Source organism: Mesorhizobium huakuii, assembly GCF_014189455.1.
Classification (GTDB): Bacteria; Pseudomonadota; Alphaproteobacteria; order Rhizobiales; family Rhizobiaceae; genus Mesorhizobium; species Mesorhizobium huakuii_A.
On sequence record NZ_CP050296.1, the window covers coordinates 3,027,889 to 3,043,380 of the forward strand.

At 63.3% G+C, this 15,492-nt stretch carries 9 protein-coding genes; 6 read left to right on the forward strand and 3 right to left on the reverse strand.

The features are described from left to right. Window positions 1–84: 84 nt before the first annotated feature. From pmtA to dnaK, 3 genes are all read right to left on the reverse strand, one after another. Entirely contained in the window at window positions 85–687 is a 603-nt protein-coding gene (gene pmtA / locus HB778_RS15075; protein WP_183464562.1) for a phospholipid N-methyltransferase PmtA, read from the reverse strand. A 149-nt stretch (window positions 688–836) separates the two neighbouring features. Beyond that, window positions 837–1,967: a molecular chaperone DnaJ gene (gene dnaJ, locus HB778_RS15080; RefSeq protein ID WP_095202933.1), complete on the reverse strand. Its 1,131-nt coding sequence runs from the start codon at window positions 1,965–1,967 to the stop codon at window positions 837–839. Between the two features lie 222 nt (window positions 1,968–2,189). Then, complete coding sequence (gene dnaK / locus HB778_RS15085) at window positions 2,190–4,106, reverse strand: molecular chaperone DnaK (protein WP_095202934.1); 1,917 nt, start codon at window positions 4,104–4,106, stop codon at window positions 2,190–2,192. A gap of 487 nt (window positions 4,107–4,593) precedes the next feature. Here dnaK and HB778_RS15090 point away from each other — a divergent pair, with 487 nt between their 5' ends. The 6 genes from HB778_RS15090 (at window position 4,594) to HB778_RS15115 (ending at window position 15,419) form a co-directional block, all read left to right on the forward strand. After that, complete coding sequence (locus tag HB778_RS15090) at window positions 4,594–6,555, forward strand: hypothetical protein (protein ID WP_183464563.1); 1,962 nt, start codon at window positions 4,594–4,596, stop codon at window positions 6,553–6,555. Window positions 6,556–6,565: 10 nt separating this feature from the next. After that, window positions 6,566–10,423 (forward strand): hypothetical protein, encoded by a 3,858-nt coding sequence (locus HB778_RS15095; RefSeq protein ID WP_183464564.1) that lies wholly within the window; start codon window positions 6,566–6,568, stop codon window positions 10,421–10,423. 220 nt (window positions 10,424–10,643) lie between these two features. Beyond that, entirely contained in the window at window positions 10,644–11,321 is a 678-nt protein-coding gene (gene rpe, locus HB778_RS15100) for a ribulose-phosphate 3-epimerase (protein WP_183464565.1), read from the forward strand. A gap of 401 nt (window positions 11,322–11,722) precedes the next feature. After that, entirely contained in the window at window positions 11,723–12,466 is a 744-nt protein-coding gene (locus HB778_RS15105; RefSeq protein WP_183465097.1) for a GntR family transcriptional regulator, read from the forward strand. Window positions 12,467–12,644: 178 nt separating this feature from the next. Further along, window positions 12,645–14,159, forward strand: a complete 1,515-nt coding sequence (locus tag HB778_RS15110; protein ID WP_183464566.1) for a malonate--CoA ligase — start codon at window positions 12,645–12,647, stop codon at window positions 14,157–14,159. Window positions 14,160–14,204: 45 nt separating this feature from the next. Next, window positions 14,205–15,419, forward strand: coding sequence for an IS701 family transposase (locus HB778_RS15115; protein WP_183445108.1), 1,215 nt, complete (start codon window positions 14,205–14,207; stop codon window positions 15,417–15,419). Window positions 15,420–15,492: the final 73 nt, after the last annotated feature.

Consider the following 15,492-nt stretch of genomic DNA (forward strand, 5'->3'; position numbering starts at 1 on the left):
GCGGAGCGTACTTTTCGTACGTGAGGACCGGAAGCGCAGGGAGCCGCCATTTGCAGACCGGCCTCACCTGAATATCGGCACACCCTAATGCGCTTCGCGGCGATAAATCCAAAGCTGCGTCGGCGGGATGTTGCGGAAGATGAAATCGAAATGCTTAACCGTGTAGTCGCCGCGGCCGGCCGGGATCGGTGACATCGGGCCATAGGTCAACTGCACGATCGGCCGACCCGCCGGGATGCGGTCGAGCAGGCTCTCAATATAGGCGATGCGTTGGGCCACCGGGAAATTGAGCAGCGGCACGCCGGAGACGACGGAATCGAAGATCATCCCGCTCCTCTCGCCAAGCGTGGCGTTGAGGTTGAAGGCATCGCCCTCGATGACGTTGACGCCGGGATAGAGCTGGCGCAGATGGCGCACGAAATCCGTGTTGTATTCGACCGCATAGAGGTTTTCGGGCCGCACGCCCTGGGCGAGGATGGCGCGGGTGATGACGCCGGTGCCAGGACCAACCTCGAGCACCGGCAGGCCGGACTTGGGATTGACGATCGAGGCCATCTTGCGCGCGGTGATCGAACTCGTCGGAACGATCGAACCCACCGTCTTCGGCTTGTCGATCCAGCCCTTGAAGAATTTGAGTTCGTCGTCGAACTTCTCGGCAAGCGCCTTCCGCAGTCCGGGACGTGTCATGCAAGCTCTCCTCAACGCTCCCCGCAAGTTACTTAACACCTGCGTGACGCAAGGCAAGGCGCAGCGAGACGCATGTCGTGGATAAGATAGATTTCGTCGCGTCTCAAAATGCGGCGCGTTTCATCGATTCCCGCGCCGTTCTTGCACGATCAACGCTCGCCGAAGGATTCGAAGAAATCCTTCATGCGGGCGAAAAATCCGCTCGATTGGGGCGAATTGTCCTGCGAGGAGAGCTGTTCGAACTCCTCCAGCAACTCGCGCTGGCGGCGCGACAGGTTCTGCGGCGTCTCGACAGCGGTCTGGATGTAGAGGTCGCCGACATTGGGCTGGCGCAGCACCGGCATGCCCTTGCCCTTGAGCCGGAACTGGCGTCCGTTCTGCGTGCCTTCGGGCACTTTTACCTTGGTCTGGCTGCCATCCAGCGTCGTCACCTCGAAGGAGCCGCCAAGGGCCGCCGTCGTCATCGAGATCGGCACCTTGCAATAGAGATCGGCACCATCGCGTTGGAAGAATTCGTGCGGCTTCACCGCCAGGAAAATATAGAGGTCGCCCGAAGGCCCGCCGCGCAGGCCGGCCTCGCCCTCATTGGCAAGCCGGATGCGGGTGCCGTCCTCGATGCCGGCCGGAATGTTGACCGACAGCGAGCGCTCCTCGGTGACGCGGCCCTGGCCGGCGCATTTCGGGCACGGATCCTTGATGGTCTGGCCGCGGCCCTGGCACTGCGGGCAGGTGCGCTCGATCGAGAAGAAGCCTTGCGTGGCGCGTACCTTGCCGTGGCCGTGGCACATCGAGCAGGTCACCGGCTGGGTGCCGGGCTTGGCGCCGCTGCCTGAGCATTCCGTGCACGAGATCGAGGCCGGAACGCGGATTTGCGCGGTCTTGCCGGCAAACGCCTCTTCCAGCGAGATTTCCATATTGTAGCGCAGATCGGCGCCGCGTTCGCGGCCACCTGAGGAGCGACGCTGGCGGCCGCCCATCATGTCGCCGAAAATATCCTCGAAGATATCGGCAAAGCCGCCGGCGCCAAAGCCTTGCGCGCCGCCATTCATGCCGCCATGTTCGAAGGCGGCGTGGCCGAAGCGGTCATAGGCCGCGCGCTTCTGCGGGTCCTTCAGCGTCTCGTAGGCTTCGTTGATTTCCTTGAACTTGTGCTCGCAGGAATGATCGCCGGGATTGCGGTCAGGATGGAACTGCATGGCGAGCTTGCGGAAAGCGCTCTTGAGCTCCTTCTCGTCGGCGCCCTTTTGCACGCCCAGCGTTTCGTAGAAATCAGCTTTCATTTTTTCCCGCTGTCCGGATGCTCAACGTCTTGATGCATTGTCGCGTCGTTTGCCGGCACGTCGCCTCGATTTAGGATCGGTGCCGCCCGGATGCCAGTGCTGGTAAGCGCCGGTCCGGGTTTTTCTGTCATTTTTTCGGAAAGGCCCGCATTTTTTCAGCAAGGGTTGCAAAAAAGCCCGGCTTTACGCCGGGCTTTCCGCTTTATTTTGCCGTCAGGCGGCTCAGGCCGACTTCTTCTTGTCGTCGTCCTCGTCGATTTCCTCGAAATCGGCATCGACCACGTCGGAGTCCTTGGCGGCATCCGCCTTGGCGTCGGCTTCCGCCGCTTCCTTCTGCGAGGCCTCGTACATGGCCTGCCCGAGCTTCATCGAAGCTTCGGCGAGCACCTGGCTCTTGGCCTCGATGTCGGCCGGATCGTCGCCTTCGGCCGCGGTCTTCAGCGCCGCGATCGCATCGGAAATCGCCGTGCGTTCGGCTTCCGAGACCTTGTCGCCATATTCCTTCAGCGACTTCTCGGACGAATGCACCAGAGCCTCGGCCTGGTTGCGGGCCTCGACCACGGCACGACGCTTCTTGTCGCTCTCGGCATTGGCTTCGGCGTCCTTCACCATCTTCTCGATGTCGGCGTCCGAAAGACCACCCGAGGCCTGGATGCGGATCTGGTGCTCCTTGCCGGTGCCCTTGTCCTTGGCCGAAACGTTGACGATGCCGTTGGCGTCGATGTCGAAAGTGACCTCGATCTGCGGCACGCCGCGCGGCGCCGGCGGAATGCCGACCAGGTCGAACTGGCCGAGCGCCTTGTTGTCGGCGGCCATTTCACGCTCGCCCTGGAAGACCCGGATGGTCACGGCCGACTGACTGTCTTCAGCGGTTGAGAACACCTGGCTCTTCTTGGTCGGGATCGTCGTGTTGCGCTCGATCAGCCGGGTAAACACGCCACCCAGCGTCTCGATGCCGAGCGACAACGGCGTCACGTCGAGCAACAGCACGTCCTTGACGTCGCCCTGCAGCACGCCGGCCTGGATGGCGGCGCCGAGTGCGACGACCTCATCCGGGTTGACGCCCTTGTGCGGCTCCTTGCCGAAGAACTGCTTCACGATCTCCTGGATCTTGGGCATGCGGGTCATGCCGCCGACCAGGACCACTTCGTCGATCTCGCCAGCCTTCAGGCCGGCATCCTTGAGCGCCGCCTTGCAGGGGTCGATGGTGCGCTGGACGAGGTCTTCGACCAGGCTTTCGAACTTGGCGCGCGTCAGCTTCAGCGTCAGATGCTTCGGGCCGGTCGCGTCGGCGGTGATGAAGGGCAGGTTGATTTCGGTCTGCGTGGTGGACGACAGCTCGATCTTGGCCTTTTCAGCCGCCTCCTTGAGGCGCTGCAGGGCGAGCTTGTCGTTCTTCAGGTCGATGCCCTGTTCCTTCTTGAACTCGGCCGCCAGATATTCGACCAGGCGCATGTCGAAATCCTCGCCGCCGAGGAAGGTGTCGCCATTGGTCGACTTCACCTCGAACACGCCGTCGCCGATTTCGAGCACCGAAATGTCGAACGTGCCGCCGCCAAGGTCATAGACGGCAATGGTCTTGCCATCCTTCTTGTCGAGGCCGTAGGCGAGCGCGGCAGCCGTCGGCTCGTTGATGATGCGCAGCACTTCGAGGCCGGCGATCTTGCCGGCATCCTTGGTGGCCTGGCGCTGGGCGTCGTTGAAATAGGCCGGAACGGTGATGACCGCCTTCTCGACCTTCTCGCCAAGATAGGCTTCCGCCGTTTCCTTCATCTTCTGCAGGATCATGGCCGAGATCTGGCTGGGCGACTGCTTCTTGCCGCCGGCCTCGACCCAGGCATCGCCATTGTCGCCCTTGACGATCTTGTAGGGGACAAGCTTCTTGTCCTTTTCCGTCACCGGATCGTCATAGCGGCGGCCGATCAGGCGCTTGACCGCGAAGATGGTGTTTTCAGGATTGGTGACCGCCTGGCGCTTGGCCGGCTGGCCGACGAGACGTTCGCCGTCGCCCGAGATGGCGACGATGGAGGGCGTTGTGCGCGCGCCTTCCGCATTCTCGATCACCTTGGGCTCCTTGCCATCCATGATGGCGATGCAGGAATTGGTGGTGCCGAGATCGATACCGATTACTTTTGCCATTTTTCTAGTCTCTCCGCTAAGCAGGCTTTCAGGACCCATGAAGGCGTTCCGACGAAAGCCCCTGTTCATAAGAAATCCCGTTCGGCAACCGGGGTTCCGGCGCCGCACGGCTTGGCGCGTATATAAGAACAGGCGGCATCGGGCGCAAGCATTCTGCGCAAGGCTTCCATGAACCTTTCCACCGCCGCCCGCGACTGAGGTCCAGGTGCCGCATGGTGCGGCCCGGAAAGGAAGCCCCCATGACCAGCAACCCAGAGGCTCTGCGGTCTCCGGGAACAACAGGAGCTCGGCGCGACCACCGCCTTCGGGACGGGGTCGATGCGCTGGGCTTCCCGCTGATTCCGTTGACCCTGCGTAAGAGCAGGCGTATCGTGACAATGAGGAAAGCAGACAATTCGATCAGGGAAGAACGAGCCGGACCGCCGCGCCTTGCCCTGGTTCGCGCGGCTCAGCCGGAGGTTCCGCCCATAGACTTCGGGGGAGTTCTATGTCTTGCGATCACGGCCCGTTCGTGCCTTCTTTCACCAGCCGTTTGCACCGTCTGATCAAGGCAACCGGCGGACTTCTCGTGTTTGCCCTGACCGCCAGCCTTTGGCTTGGCGGCGCCGCCAGGGCGCAGGACACCCAGATCATCTATCCCGGCTCGATGGCGGTCACCGGATTTTCCGGCACCATCATCCCCAATTTCGACGAAGGCCTGCCGCCCGGGGTCGATCCGGTCGATGAAACCTTTATCGACACCACGCGCGCCACCTTGCGCGTTTTCGACGTTTCGCATCTCGGTGGCCCGGCTGCGGGCCAGCTCGTCTTCACGCCGCCGCCTTTCGAGGTCACGGCCGGCCAGATCGGCCAGGTTTTCGGCGTCGCCTATGATGACGGCGTGCGCGATGGTGTCCCATCGGGCATTCCCAACCTTTACGCCGCCGCCACCTCGGTGCACGGCATCCGCATCGTCACGCCGGACGCAGACAGTGACGGCAGGCCGGAGCGTCAACGCCGCGGTACGGCAGGCGCCACCTTCATGGAAGGCCAGTTCGGCAGCGAAAATGGCGGCGGGCCGGGCACCATCTGGAAGATCGACGGCATCACCGGCCAGGTCGCCAAATTCGCCGACATCGACACCAACAGCGGTCCCGGCATCGGCAATCTCACCTTCGATCCGAACCACCGCCAGTTCTTTGCCTCCGACCTCGACACCGGCCTGATCCATCGCATCGACGCCAACGGCAGGCTGATCGACACGTTCGACCATGGTGTCGCCGGGCGTCCGGCGCATGGCCTGGCTCCCGTCGCCGACGATGGCGCGGTGATGGACATACAGGGTGCCGCCTTCGACACGGAAGATCCCGAGACCTGGGGCTACACCCAGGACGATCGCCGCGTCTGGGCGGTCTCCTACCATGGCGGCCGGCTCTATTATTCTGTCGGCGAAAAGTCGGAAATCTGGTCGGTGGGCATTGCCCGCGACGGCAGCTTTGCCGGCGACCCGCGCTGGGAATTGACGGTCAAGGCCGACAAGGACTACGCCGTCACCGACATTGCCTTCGACAATCAGGGCTTCATGTACCTGGCCCAGCGCGGCCCGGTCGAAAACCGCTATGATTACAGCCGCTTCGCCGATTCCGGCAAGGGCGAGATCATCCGCTATTTCAGAGAAAACCCGGACGATCCGGCAACGGAATCGGTCTGGGTGGAAGCGCCGCAGGAATATGCGGTCGGTTTCCCGCAAGGCAACCGGCAGTCGGCCGGCGGCCTCGACCTGCAATATGGCTATGATGCCGACGGCAATCTCGACACTTCGGTGTGCACGCAGACGCTGGTCAACACCGGCGACAAATTGCGCGACAATCCAACGCTTGCCGAGCAGCTCGCCGCTGGCGGGCCGCTCGCCGTGCATGGCGTGCAGATCACGCCCAAGGACCTGGTCAAACCGGCCAACGTGCCGCCTTTCGGCTCCTGGTTCGTCGATTTCGACGGCTATTTCGAGGATCCCGAGGTGGAGGGCCATGTCGGCGACGTCGCCGTCTGGCATCCCTGCGAGGGCCGTGCCGGCTATTATGAAGAAATCCCGGGCGGCTATCTGCCTCCCTTCTACCCGCCGGACTTCCCACCGCCCGGCAATCTGCCTCCCTGTCTCGATGTCGAGGACGTCCAGTACTACTGCACACCTTCGGGCCTCGAGGCCGATCTCTATCTCCATGACCATGCCGGCTTCGGCGGCGATTCGATCAAGGCCCAGTCCAGGACGCCAGGCGTCGGGGTGACGTCACCCATGTCGCATGCGCCCGGCACGCCTTACACGATCGGCATCACCGGCCACTATCCGGGCGACAGAGTGGATGTTGGGCTTTGCTTCTACAGGAAGTCCGACAAGGACAAGGGTGGCTACTACCCTTGCTGCAAGATGACCTTGCCGCTCCGCACCCCAGCCGTCAGCTGCGAACGTTGAGGAGGGGAAGATGAACAATCTCGCACTCTCCCCGCTCGCGCAAAACAACGCAACCGTCATGGAGACGATCATGAAACCCCTGTCATACGCCAGGCGCGGCGCGCGCTGGCTGATGGCGGCCGGTATCGCGGTCGCCACCCTAACCCCGGTGCAAAGCTTCGCCTATGATGTCTACACCGCTGTTACCCAACCCAAACTCGATTTCGACAATCCACGCGTCGTCAATCCGGAACCGGGCCGGCTCGTGCCCTTCTTCACCAAGAAAGGCGGACAACGAAGCTGCGACTATGTCGAATATTTCCTGAGCTTCGGCGTGCGCGGCGATCCGCAGACCTTTGCCAACCCGAGCCTGGCGGCCTTACTGAAAAAAGCCCAGCTCGACTTCAAGGACGTGCTTCCGCACGGCCTGCAGATCGTCAGCGTACATGTAGGTGGCGACGGCACGGATTCATCCGGCGGGCCTTTGCCCGGTGCTTCGATCAGCACGTCGACAAATCCGAACGATACCGCCACGGTGTCCGATTTCCGGCTCTCCGCCGCCGATCTCGATGGCGCCGGGGCTGCCAATGAACGCGTCATCAACTTCCAGATCACGGCCAAGATCGACCATGCGGCATTTCCCGCGCCGACGATCGTCGACAATCAGGGCCTGATCAAGGTGAGCAACGAAGCCGGCACCGGGACCATCATCCCGTCGCAGGATCCGAGCAAGCCCGACGATGGCGACTACAAGACCGGCGTGAAGACCTCGATCAAGATCGATGTCACCAAGTGCGAACCACCGCCACCGCCTCCCGGCAAGGAATGCTTCAAGGTGGAACGCGGCACGGTCGATTGCGTGCCCGGCGGCGGCGGCGCCTTCATCTACCACATGCCTGTCGGCCCGGAGATGGGCGGCAAGTGGGTGCAGGTGTCGACCACCACGCCCGGCATCACCATCATCCCCGATACCCAGCTGGTGCCTGCGGGCGGCGGTGTGCTCAACTGGAAGATCGTCGGTGCGTCACCCGGCGACGTCATCCACCTCATCGTCACCGGCATCGAGACCTATGCCGGGCCGAAGGAAGGCTGGGGCCTGTGCTGCACGCAGACCATCGACATCGTCATCCCGCGTGACCAGCGCTGCCCGCCCAAGGACAAGGAGCCGGACCTCAAGGTCGAGAAACGCGCCGATGTCCCGCGCTGCACCATGGCCGGCGGCTGCGACTTCACCATCCGCGTCACCAATGTCGGCACCGCGCCCTACAACGGCAAGATCGTGCTCGACGAGGTGACGCTGCCGGCCGGCTCGACGCTGAGTTCGGGGCCCAATCCGCCCTGGGTCTGCGTACCCGGCACCACCCCGATGACGTGCACCTATCCGGTGACAACGCTCAATCCGGGCGCCTTTGTCGACCTCACGCTCGGCTTCAAGCCGGCAGGGGGCTGGCAAGGCAAGGTGTTGCGCAACTGCGCCACCTACAATTATCCGGCCAGCGGCAAGCCGCTGTTCGGCAGCCAGGCCAACGACCGTGGCTGCGCCTCGATCCCGATCTGCCGCCGTGGCGATCGTGACCGCGACTGCCAGCCGCCGGTCGAGAAGAAGGTCGACCTGATCCTGAAGAAGCGTGCCCGCACCGAAATCTGCACGGCCGACGGCGTCTGCTACTTCGTGATCGACATCATCAACAACGGTACATCGACCTATAACGGGCCGCTGACGGTGATCGACAACTATCCCGGCGGCGCGCCGGCCTCCTCGACCTTCGGGCCGAGCCCGCCCTGGACATGCGGACCGAACGGCCCCGGCCAGTTCCGCTGCGACAATGCAGGCATCTCATTGCCTGCGGGCGCCTCGACGCCGATCTTCGTCAAGGCGGTCATGCCGGCCGGCTATCAGTCGGATACGGTCGAAAACTGCGCCGCGGTGAAGCCTATCCCGGGTGAGGTCGACCTCACCAACAACAAGGCCTGCGCCAAGGAACGCATTCGTCGTCCCAATGGCGGCCAGCCTGGCCTGCGCATCACCAAGGTGTGCAGCGGCTCGCTGGCCGGTGCCGCGGTCGTCTCTTGCCGCATCACCGTCTCCAACGCCGGCACGGCTGCCCCCACCGGTCCGGTGCGGGTCAACGATGCCGCCACGCTGGTGTCGGGCGGTGCGCCCGTCCAGATCCAGACCGTCACACCAGACGGCGCGGAATGGGCATGCGGACCGGTTCCGGCCAACACGCTGTCGTGCCAGATTCCCGGTGCCGTCATGACACCCGGAACCAGCCGTCACTTCGACGTGACGGTCTCGGCCAATGGCGAGTTCGAGAACTGCGCGCGCGGCTCCTATGGCCCGGCGCAAGGCGACGACGTCGTCTATCCGATCGGCCAGGCCTGCGCCAAGGGCGGCGGCTCTTCGACCATCCGTGTCGAAAAGACCGGCGACCGCGAATGCCGGCTCGGCCAGCCCTGTTCGTTCGACATCACCATCACCAATGACGGGACGAGCCCCGTCTCCGGCCCGGTTCGCATCGGTGATGCGATCGGCGTGGAAGGGCTCGGCCGGCTGGACGGCGTTGCGATCACCTCGATCGACCCGCCCTTCGGCTGTTCGCCCGAACCGGCAACCTTGCCGCTGTCCTGCATCGCCAACCTGACGCTCGGCGCCGGCGAAAGCCAGTCGCATCGCGTTACCGTGGTCATTCCCGACGACGGGCGTCTGGCCAACCTGCAGGGCAACGTCAATGGCCAGAACTGCGTTGGCGTCCTGTCTCCCGACACGCGGGTGCAGGGCGGCGGCGACGTGCTGGGCGGCGACCAGACCAACGTGCAGGGCGATCGCGGAAAGGCCTATGCGTGCCACCCCTTCATCATCACCCATGAGGTGAAGAACCAGTGCTCGCCGGGCTTCGTCATGAACGACGCCGGCCGCTGCGTCTGCCCGGAAGGCACCACCTTCCGCAACGGCCAGTGCACCGGCGGCGGCACCAACATCCTGCCGACGCCACCGCCGCCGCCGAAGCGCTGCGTGCTGCTCGAAGGCCAGATCCGCACCGAGGACGGGCGCTGCATTTGCCCGCGCGGTACGCAACTGGAGAACGGGAAGTGCGTCAGGACCGACAGACCCGAGCAGTGCACCATCCGTGGCCAGATCCACAACGCCGATGGCGACTGCGTCTGCCCGCAAGGGACCGAGGTGCGCAACGGCGCCTGCCGTCCGGTCCGGCCGAAGCCTGAGCAGTGCCGCATCCCCGGTCAGATCCGCAATGCCGATGGCGATTGTGTCTGTCCGCAAGGGACCGAGGTGCGCAACGGCGCCTGCCGACCGATCCGGCCGAAGCCTGAGCAGTGCCGCATCCCTGGCCAGATCCGCAATGCCGATGGCGATTGTGTCTGTCCGCAAGGGACCGAGGTGCGCAATGGCGCCTGCCGACCGGTCCGGCCGAAGCCTGACCAGTGCACCATCCGCAGCCAGGTGCACGATGCCAATGGCGATTGCGTCTGCCCGCGTGGGACCGAGGTGATCGACGGCGCATGCCGGCGCAAGCAGCCGCAGCTGGAGCAGTGCGACATACGCGGCCAGGTCCACAACAAGCGCGGCGAGTGCGTCTGTCCGCGTGGGACCGAGGTCATCGACGGCGCCTGCCGCAAGCCCAGGCAACAGACGGAATGCGCACCGGGCTCGCAGATGGTCGATGGCCAGTGCCAGCCGATCTTCAGGCGGCGCTGCCCGGAAGGCACGATTGGGCGCTATCCCAACTGCCGGCCGATACGCGGGCAACCGTCGCTGGAGATCAATCCGGGCCTGCTGCTGCAGCAGGTCCTGCCACGGCGCGCACCGCAGGTCGAACAGCAGCAGGATCCGACACCAAACAGGATCCTGAAACTCCAGCAGCAGTAACCATTCTGCTCAACGCCAGGTCAAAACCCGCCGGAGCAATCCGGCGGGTTTTTCTTCATGGCCCGGCAAGCGGGAATTGGCTGCGGCAGGATCGGAGACGCCGCAACGCCACCCAAGCCTGTGGAGCCCCTGTGCCTGCACCCTCGACAAGTCACCCGCCGGGCATTAGGCAGTCGGTCCAGGATCAGCGGACGAAAAGGCCGTCCGGAAAGGCTGCGGCATGAGCAAAAAGACCTTGATAGCACCGTCGGTGCTGGCTTCGGACTTTTCGAAGCTTGGCGACGAGGTCGAAGCCGTCGCGGCCGCCGGCGCCGACTGGATCCATCTCGATGTCATGGATGGCCATTTCGTCCCCAACATCACCTTCGGCCCGCCGGTGATCAAGGCGATCCGCAACCGCACCAAGGCCTTCTTCGACTGCCATCTGATGATTGCGCCGGCCGATCCCTATCTCGCCGCCTTCGCTGAGGCCGGCTGTGACGGCATGACGGTGCATGCGGAGGCCGGGCCGCATCTCGACCGCTCGCTGCAGACCATCAGGAACCTCGGCAAGAAGGCCGGCGTGGCGCTCAATCCGGCGACGCCGGAAGCGGTGATCGAATATGTGCTCGACCGGCTCGACCTGATCCTGATCATGACCGTCAACCCGGGGTTCGGCGGCCAGGCCTTCATCCCGGGGATCGTCGACAAGGTGAGAAGGGTCAAGGCGCTGATCGGCGACCGGCCGATCCGCATCGAGATCGACGGCGGCGTTTCGCCCGAAACAGCCCCCCTGGTCACATCGGCCGGCGCCGATGTGCTGGTGGCCGGCGCCGCGATCTTCAAGGGCGGCAGCGTCGAAGCCTACCGCGCCAACATCGAGGCAATCAGGACGGCGGCCGACGAGGCCGCCGGCTAACGCGCTGCGTTCCATTCCGGTCAAAATCCAACGGTCGGCTAAGAGTCCTTGTGCCGACGTGACTCTTCCAGGTCCGGCGCGCCCGAATCAGCACCCGCACGGGAGGCCTGATTCGCGGTGAACCGCCGGTTGTCTTTGCGCGCGACAGAAAAGATGCTCGCATGGGCACACAGGAAACAGATGATCCTGCGTGCATACAAAACATGTTAAGTTTCTACTGGTTGTAGAGATGCGCGATTTTCCACGCTCAGATGCAGATCGGGGTATATTCCTTTGTGCTTAAGTACAATAACGCCATCTTCTGCTTGAGCCCCTTGACGCAAGCACTGTATGGTACATGTACGGAAGGAATCTTTTCGGACTCGAATTGCCCGGAGAAAAATGGGGACAAGGAGTCGATTTTGACATACGGAGCTGCCAACCTGAACGACGACGGCACAGGATCCAAGAGCACGCTTGCCAGTACGGTCTATCACCAATTGCGCGATGATCTTCTCGGCGGCGCTCTTGAAACCGAAAGCAAACTGCGGGTCGAGTGGGTTGTCTCCAAGTATGGCGCCGGTGCTTCCCCGGTTCGTGAAGCCCTTAATCGCCTTGCCTCCGAAGGACTTCTTGGTCGTCATGACCAGCGTGGCTTTTTCATCATGCCGGTCAGTGCGACGGAGCTCGAGGAGCTGACGCGCACCCGCTGCTGGCTCGAGGAGCGGGCGCTTCGCGAATCCATTGCCCACCGCACAGCCGAATGGGAAGAACAGCTGGTGCTGGCGTTACACCGCCTGGGCCGCGCCTCACGCCTTTCGCCGCAAAATGCCACGTCGCTCGATCCGGATTGGGAGAAATTGCACCGCACCTTCCATAGGGTGCTGATCTCGGCCTGCCGGTCGCACTGGCTGGTGGGTTTCTGCGACCAGCTTTCCGATCATGCCTATCGCTACCGGCAAATGGCCAATGACGGCGAAAGCATCCAGCGCGACGATTTCGCCGAACACCGGCTGATCGCCGAATGCGCGCTGGACGGCAATGCCGACGGCGCCGTCCAGGCCTTGATCGATCACTACCAGCTGACCGCGTCCATGTGCATGGAACGCTTCAAGCAGGGGGAAATCGCAAAAGCCGCCGCCCCGGCCGAACGCGTCCGGCGCTAACGATCACTTCCTTTGGCGAGCCTTGCCGTCGTCGTTCGCGACCTTTCGGCTGACGTGACGCGTTGGACCGCCATCTCCAGTCTTGACGGCATGACAGAGAAACGCGAACGCTTCGCCGCCAAACATGCCGCTCGAAGCGCATGCTAAGCCTGCCGTTCCGCCGCCCAGGGAAGACTTCATGAGCAATCATCTGTTCGATGCGTTCCGGTCCCGGATGCCGGCGCCGGAGCGCCTGTTGATGGAAACCGATGATGGGCGCTCGCTGAGCTACGGCGACATGCTGGCGCGGTCGGCACAGCTCGCCCATGCGCTGCTGCAATTGGACGTCGAGCCCGGCGACCGGGTCGCCGTGCAGGTCGAGAAGAGCCCGGAGGCACTGTTGCTCTATCTCGCCTGCGTGCGCGCCGGTGCCGTCTTCCTGCCGCTCAACACCGCCTATACGCTGACCGAGCTCAGCTATTTCTTTGGAGATGCCGCACCGCGGGTCATCGTCTGCGATCCGGCAAAGGCCGCCGATATCGGGCGCATGGTCGAGCCATCCGGTGCCGTCGTGGTCACGCTCGACCGCAATGGCCGGGGATCGTTAGCGGACCAGGCCTCGCGTCTGCCGTCGGATTTTCACAATGTGGCGCGTGGGCCGGAGGATCTCGCGGCAATCCTCTACACCTCGGGAACCACCGGACGCTCGAAGGGCGCCATGCTCAGCCACGAGAACCTGGCCTCGAACGCGCGGGTGCTGGTCGAGCAATGGCGCTTCACCTCAGGCGATGTGCTGATCCACGCGCTGCCGATCTTCCACACCCACGGCCTGTTCGTCGCCACCAATGTCATCCTGATGGCCGGCGCCGCGATGCTGTTCGAGCAGAAATTCGATCCGGCTCGCATCGTCGCGCTGCTGCCGCGCGCCACGGCACTGATGGGCGTGCCGACCTTCTATACCAGGCTGCTGCAGCAGGCTGGACTGGACCGCGAGGCGGCGAAAAACATACGCCTGTTCGTGTCCGGCTCGGCGCCGCTGCTGGCCGATACGCACAAGGCCTGGCGCGAGCGCACCGGCCACGCCATCCTCGAGCGCTACGGCATGACCGAGACCAACATGAACACGTCGAACCCCTATGAGGGCGAACGGCGCGCCGGCACGGTCGGCTTCCCCTTGCCCGGTGTCGCCCTGCGCATCGCCGATCCCGACAATGGCAAGCCGCTGGCCCAAGGCGAGGTCGGCATGATCGAGGTCAAGGGCCCGAACGTGTTTGGCGGCTACTGGCGCATGCCGGAAAAGGCCAAGGCGGAATTCCGCGCCGACGGCTTCTTCATCACAGGCGATCTCGGCATGATCGACACCGACGGCTATGTCCATATCGTCGGCCGCGGCAAGGACCTGATCATCTCAGGCGGCTACAACATCTATCCGAAGGAACTCGAGAGCGAGATCGACGCACTCGACGGGGTCTTGGAAAGTGCCGTGATCGGCGTCGCCCATCCGGATTTCGGCGAAGGCGTCACCGCCGTCGTCGTGCGGGCGCCGGCATCGCAGATCACCGGAGCCGAAATTCTCAGTGCCATCACGGAACGCGTGGCAAAATACAAGCACCCGAAGCAGGTGATCTTCGTCGACGAATTGCCGCGCAACACCATGGGCAAGGTGCAGAAGAATCTTCTGCGCGACACGTACAAGGACCTCTACGCATCCTAGCATTACAGTTGCATATTTATCTACGGTCTGAATCTATGGGTCTCCATGATTCGGAGGTCATGGATGACAGGTGCATCAATCGAGACGACGCTTGAGCTTTGGGCATCATCGCTGCGTGACGTGAAGGCTCGCATGCGCGGACTGTTTACGCAGGAGCGAGTTGCAGCCTCTGCGAACCTCTTCCTGGACGGCCTGCTGGGTGACGAGCGGCGTAAGACAGGTTGGATGCGCGCTGAGGCGGCCGGTGACCCCGGCCCGTGGCGGCAACAAGCCGTTCTGGGTCGCGGGCGTTGGGACGCGGACGCACTTCGCGACATCGTGCGAGAGTATGTTGTAGAAAACCTCGCCACGGATGATGCGGTCCTGGTCATCGACGAGACGGGCTTCCTCAAGCAGGGCAAGACGTCGTGCGGTGTTGCGCGTCAATATACAGGTTCGGCAGGCAAGATAACGAACTGCCAGATCGGTGTGTTCGCCGCCTATGTGTCCGCTCGCGGTCATGCCTTTATCGACCGGGCCTTGTACTTGCCCAAAAGCTGGACCGGAGATCGGGCAAGGCTTGCAGCAACCCATGTTCCTGAGGCTATAGCCTTCGCTACCAAGCCAGGCTTGGCTGTCGATATGATACGGCGTGCGCTGGCAGCCGATGTGCCGTTTTCATGGGTGGCCGCAGATGCGGTGTATGGCGTCGGGGACGTCGAAGGAACCCTGCGCCGAGCCTGCAAAGGCTACGTTCTTGGGGTCAAATCGGACCACCATTTCGGCTCCTGGTCGGGTAAGCCTCCGGTCGCCGGCACAGCTCAGGAGATCGCCCGTGATCTTGATCCAACTGCATGGCAGCGTCTTTCCGCCGGTGAGGGCACCAAAGGCGCGCGGCTTCATGACTGGGCCTACTGCGAACTCGCCGATCTCGATGCCGACGAATATAACGAGACGAAATCGGGGCTTTGGACCCGTGGCCTCCTAATCCGGCGCAATATCAGCGACGGTGATCTCGCATTCTTCACCACATGGTGCCCGGCCGGGACGGGCATCCAGACGCTCGTTTCCGTTGAAGGCCATCGCTGGGCGATCGAAGACAGCTTCGAGACCGCCAAGAACGAGCTCGGACTCGATCACAACGAAACCCGGTCATGGCATGGCTGGCATCGCCACGTCTCCCTCGTCATGCTGGCCTTCGCCATGATGGCGGTGATCCGATACCGCGCCAATGACGTGACGCCCCAAAAAAGACCGCGGATGCCGACCATCAGGATTTGATCCGCTGGTCTATCCAGGAAGTCCGGCGCATCGCCATCAGACTCGCCCAGCGTCGCATAAAACCCGCCTACGT